Here is a 4,414-nt window from a genome sequence, read left to right as displayed (position 1 = left end):
CACGGTGAGCACCGACCCGTGGGGCCGGGTAGACGACGACGGCACCGTCTACGTGCGTACGGCTGAGGGAGAGCGCGCCGTCGGCTCCTGGCAGGCCGGTGAACCCGAGGAAGCGCTGGCGTACTTCCATCGCAAGTACGACGAGCTGGCCGGCCAGGTTCAGCTGCTGGAGCAGCGGGTCAAGGGCACCGACCTGGCGCCGGCCCAGGCCGAGGCCAGCATCGTCAAGCTGCGCGAGGCCGTGGCCGAGGCGCACGCGGTGGGCGACCTCGGCGCGCTGACCGCCCGGCTCGACGGCCTGTCCGAGCTGGTCGCGCACCGCCGCGAGGAGGTCAAGGCCGCCCGCGAGCAGGCCCGCGCCGAGGCCAGGGGGGTCAAGGAGCGCATCGTCGCCGAGGCCGAGCGCATCGCCGACGAGACGACCCACTGGAAGTCCGGCGGCGAGCGGCTGCGCCAGCTCGTCGAGGAGTGGAAGGCCGCCGACCGCATCGACCGGGTCACCGAGGCGGCCCTGTGGAAGCGGTTGTCGGCCGCCCGCACCGCGTTCGCCAAGCGCCGCAAGCAGTACTTCGCGGGCCTCGACGAGCAGCGCGAGGGCATTCGCGCCACCAAGGAGCGCATCGTCCAGGAGGCCGAGGCCATCGCCGGCTCGACCGACTGGGGCGGCACGGCCGCGGCCTACCGCGACCTGATGCAGCAGTGGAAGAGCGCCGGCCGGGCCTCGCGCGAGGTGGAGGACGAGCTGTGGGCCCGCTTCAAGGGCGCCCAGGACCAGTTCTTCCAGGCGCGTTCGGCGGTGTTCGCCGAGCGTGACGCCTCGCTCGCGGCCAACGCCGAGGTCAAGGAGCAGCTGCTGGCCGAGGCGGAGAAGATCCTGCCGGTCACCGACGTCCGTACCGCCCGCGGGGCGCTGCGGCACCTCGTGGAGCGGTGGGAGGCCGCCGGTCCGGTGCCGCGCGACCAGCGTGACCGCCTGGAGGGCGGGCTGCGCAAGGTGGACGACGCCGTCCGCCGGGCCGAGGAGGCCGAGTGGAAGCGCTCCAACCCCGAGGCGCGCGCCCGCGCCCAGAGCACCGTCGACCAGCTCCGCACCTCGATCGAGCAGCTCGAGAAGCGCCTGGCCAAGGCGCGCGACGCGGGCCGGGCCAAGGACGTCAAGGAGGCCGAGGAGGCCCTGACGGCCCGCCGCTCGTGGCTTGAGGAGGCCGAGCGCACCCTGGCCGAGTTCAGCTGACCGGCCGCGGACCCGCGCGGGCGACGGGGGTCGCCTGCGTGTCCGCGCGCCCGGACCCCGGGCGGCGGCCCCTGCACGCATGAGGCGCGCCGACGGGTGAGGCCGGCCGGACACGGTGAGGCGGCCGGATCGGTGAGGCGGGGCGTCAGCTCCCGGCGCCGCTGACGCGGTAGACGTCGAAGACGCCCTGGATGTTGCGCACGGCCTTGAGCACGTGGCCCAGGTGCTTGGGGTCGCCCATCTCGAAGGTGAACTTGCTGACCGCCACCCGGTCACGCGAGGTGGTGACCGAGGCGCTCAGGATGTTGACGTGCTGGTCGGACAGCGTGCGCGTGACGTCGGACAGCAGGCGCGGCCGGTCGAGCGCCTCGACCTGGATCGCGACCAGGAACACCGAGTCGTCGCCCGGCGACCAGCTCACCTCGACCAGGCGGTCCGGCTGCTCCTTGAGCTGCTGGACGTTCGTGCAGTCGGCCCGGTGCACCGAGACGCCGTGGCCCCGGGTGACGAAGCCGACGATCTCGTCGCCCGGCACCGGGGTGCAGCACTTGGACAGGCGCACCCACACGTCGGCGTCGCCCGCGACGACCACGCCCGCGCCGCCCCCGCCCCGGGGACGGCCGCGCAGCCGCGTGGGCAGCGACGTCTCGGCGATGTCCTCCTCGGCGCTCTCGACCCCGCCGATGGAGGTCACGAGCTTCTGCACGACCGTCTGGGCGGCGACGTGGCCCTCGCCGACGGCGGCGTACAGGGCCGACACGTCGGGGTAGCGCAGGTCGCGGGCCAGCGCCAGCAGCGCCTCGCCGGACATCAGCCGCTGCAGCGGCAGCCCCTGTTTGCGCATGGCCCGGCCGATGGCCTCCTTGCCCGCCTCGATCGCGGTCTCGCGGCGCTCCTTGGAGAACCACTGCCGGATCTTGTTGCGGGCCCGGCCCGACTTGACGAACTTCAGCCAGTCGCGCGACGGCCCGGCGTCGGGCGACTTGGAGGTGAAGATCTCGACCGTGTCGCCGTTGCCCAGGCGCGACTCCAGCGGTACCAGGCGGCCGTTGACGCGGGCGCCGATGCAGCGGTGGCCGACCTCGGTGTGGACGGCGTAGGCGAAGTCGACCGGCGTCGCGCCCTCGGGCAGGGCCACCACCTGGCCGCGCGGCGTGAAGACGTACACCTCGGAGACCGACAGGTCGAAGCGGAGCGACTCCAGGAACTCGCCCGGGTCGGAGGTCTCCTTCTGCCAGTCGAGGAGCTGGCGCAGCCAGGCCATGTCGCTGCCCGGCTTGACCTTGCCCTGGGGGCCGGGGGCGCCGACCTCCTCCTTGTACTTCCAGTGGGCGGCCACGCCGTACTCGGCCCGGTGGTGCATGGCGTGGGTGCGGATCTGCAGCTCCACCGGCTTGCCCTCGGGGCCGATCACCGTGGTGTGCAGCGACTGGTACATGTTGAACTTCGGCATCGCGATGTAGTCCTTGAACCGGCCGGGCACCGGGTTCCATCGCGCGTGGATCGTTCCGAGGGCCGCATAGCAGTCGCGCACGCTGTCGACGAGGACCCGGATGCCGACCAGGTCGTAGATGTCGTCGAAGGCGACGTCGCGGGCGATCATCTTCTGGTAGACGGAGTAGTAGTGCTTGGGCCGGCCCTTGACCACCGCGCGGATCTTGGCGTCGCGCAGGTCGCCGGAGACCTTCTCGATGACCTCCTGCAGGAACAGGTCGCGGCGCGGGGCCCGCTCCGACACCATGCGCGCGATCTCGTCGTAGCGCTTGGGGTAGAGCATCGCGAACGCGAGGTCCTCCAGCTCCCACTTGATGGTGTTCATGCCCAGGCGGTGGGCGAGCGGGGCGAAGATCTCCAGCGTCTCGCGGGACTTCTGGTGGCGCTTGTGCTCGGGCAGGTAGCGCATGGTGCGCATGTTGTGCAGCCGGTCGGCCAGCTTGATGATGAGCACGCGGATGTCGCGCGACATGGCGACGACCATCTTGCGCACGGTCTCGGCCTGCGCGGCGTCGCCGAACTTGACCTTGTCCAGCTTGGTGACGCCGTCGACGAGCGAGGCGATCGTGTCGCCGAAGTCGGAGCGCAGCTCCTCCAGGCCGTAGGAGGTGTCCTCGACGGTGTCGTGCAGCAGGGCCGCGCACAGCGTCTCGTCGTCGGTGCCGAGCTCGGCCAGGATCGTCGCGACGGCCAGCGGGTGCGTGATGTACGGGTCGCCCGACTTGCGCTTCTGGTCGCGGTGGTGGTGGGCGGCGACCTCGTAGGCGCGCTCGATCAGGCGCAGGTCGGCCTTGGGATGGGTGGCACGGACCGTGCGGAACAGCGGCTCCAGCACCGGGTTCATGGCCCCACCCCCAAAGCGGCGCCGACGCGTCGCAGGAGCGCCGCCGGCAGGCTCGGCACTTCCTGCGTCGGTTACGTCGGGCACGACCACATCACGGGGCACACAGACTCCTCATGTTCGAGTCCAGGTCCCCCAGTGTATCCAGGCGCGAAACCTGGCCTCCCGCGGGTCCGGCTCAGACGATCACCAGAGAGCGCAGGTCCACTCCCTCGAGGCGCTCACGCCCCTTGAGGAAGGCGAGCTCCATGAGCATGGCGACGCCGACGACCTCCGCCCCGGCCCTGCGCACGAGCTCCACTGTCGCCTCGGCCGTGCCGCCGGTGGCGAGCACGTCGTCGACGATGAGCACCCGGTCGCCCTGGTTGAAGGCGTCGCGGTGGACCTCGATGGTCGCGGAGCCGTACTCCAGATCGTAGGACTCCTCGAGCGTTTCGGAGGGGAGTTTGCCCTTTTTCCGTACGGGCACGAATCCGGCCCCGGCCTTGTAGGCCACGGGGGCGGCGAGGATGAAGCCCCGCGCCTCGATGCCGACGATCTTGTCGACGGGGTGGAGCGCGGCCAGCTCGTCCACGACGGCCGCGAACGCCACGGGGTCGGCCAGCAGCGGGCTGATGTCCTTGAACAGCACTCCGGGCTTGGGGTAGTCGGGCACGTCCCTGATCCGGTCGAGGATCAGTGTGCTCAGGTCACTCATGTCAGGAACTCCTTCGGCAGGGCTCGTCCGGCGGACCGGCGCGCTTCATGATGACGCATCGGAGGCCGGGGCACGGCACGGCCGTGGCGCCGGGGACCGCCGGGGCGCGGGTCGTCGCGACAGGCGGGCGTCGCGGGGATGGGCGGAC

3 protein-coding genes are annotated in these 4,414 nt (G+C 71.7%); 1 reads left to right on the top strand and 2 read right to left on the bottom strand.

Annotated features, from left to right (window positions below; genetic code table 11):
• Positions 1-4 precede the first annotated feature (4 nt).
• The gene (locus AB0H81_RS43965; protein ID WP_358388212.1) at positions 5-1,234 is read left to right on the top strand and encodes a DUF349 domain-containing protein; all 1,230 of its coding nucleotides are present in this window, start codon (positions 5-7) and stop codon (positions 1,232-1,234) included.
• 145 nt (positions 1,235-1,379) lie between these two features.
• Here the strand turns inward: AB0H81_RS43965 and AB0H81_RS43960 are convergent, their stop codons facing one another.
• Together AB0H81_RS43960 and AB0H81_RS43955 are read right to left on the bottom strand one after the other, a co-directional pair.
• Complete coding sequence (locus tag AB0H81_RS43960) at positions 1,380-3,572, bottom strand: bifunctional (p)ppGpp synthetase/guanosine-3',5'-bis(diphosphate) 3'-pyrophosphohydrolase (protein WP_358388209.1); 2,193 nt, start codon at positions 3,570-3,572, stop codon at positions 1,380-1,382.
• Between the two features lie 175 nt (positions 3,573-3,747).
• The gene (locus AB0H81_RS43955; protein ID WP_358388207.1) at positions 3,748-4,266 is read right to left on the bottom strand and encodes an adenine phosphoribosyltransferase; all 519 of its coding nucleotides are present in this window, start codon (positions 4,264-4,266) and stop codon (positions 3,748-3,750) included.
• Between the last annotated feature and the right edge of the window lie 148 nt (positions 4,267-4,414).

Source organism: Nonomuraea sp. NPDC050691, assembly GCF_040654455.1.
Lineage (GTDB): Bacteria > Actinomycetota > Actinomycetes > Streptosporangiales > Streptosporangiaceae > Nonomuraea.
Note: the sequence above shows the minus strand (reverse complement) of the source record. Positions and strands in the feature narration are given on the sequence as shown.

Bases quoted from the DNA above. Each gene is read 5' to 3' on its own strand.
- AB0H81_RS43960 (WP_358388209.1), bottom strand. From the start codon at position 3,572: ATGAACCCGGTGCTGGAGCCGCTGTTCCGCACGGTCCGTGCCACCCAT.
- AB0H81_RS43955 (WP_358388207.1), bottom strand. From the start codon at position 4,266: ATGAGTGACCTGAGCACACTGATCCTCGACCGGATCAGGGACGTGCCC.